This is a genomic window from Corallococcus praedator (genome assembly GCF_003612125.1).
In the GTDB taxonomy this organism is placed as follows: domain Bacteria; phylum Myxococcota; class Myxococcia; order Myxococcales; family Myxococcaceae; genus Corallococcus; species Corallococcus praedator.
Genome location: NZ_RAWI01001293.1, coordinates 1 through 406, shown reverse-complemented (window position 1 = coordinate 406; position 406 = coordinate 1). Strand labels below are relative to the sequence as shown.

1 protein-coding gene is annotated in these 406 nt (G+C 64.3%); it reads right to left on the bottom strand.

What is annotated here, in order from left to right; translation table 11 throughout:
- Positions 1-29: 29 nt before the first annotated feature.
- On the bottom strand, positions 30-406 hold a 377-nt coding region (locus D7Y13_RS44135), incomplete at its 5' end, for an adenosylhomocysteinase (protein WP_147452767.1).

Here is a 406-nt window from a genome sequence, read left to right as displayed (position 1 = left end):
CTGCATGGGCCTTCAGGCAAACCGCCGGATCAGTAGCGGTACGTGTCCGGCTTGTACGGGCCGGCCTTGTTCACGCCGATGTAGGCGGCCTGCACGTCGCTCAGTTCGGTGAGCTGGGCGCCGACCTTCTTCAGGTGCAGGCGCGCCACCTTTTCGTCCAGCACCTTGGGCAGCACGTACACCTTGCCGGCCTGGTAGTCGGCCTGCTTGGTGAACAGCTCGATCTGGGCGATGGTCTGGTTGGCGAACGAGCTGGACATCACGAAGCTCGGGTGGCCCGTGGCGCAGCCCAGGTTCACCAGGCGGCCCTTGGCCAGCAGCGTGATGCGCTTGCCGTCCGGGAAGATCACGTGGTCCACCTGGGGCTTCACTTCTTCCCACTGGTACTTTTCGATCGACGCCACGT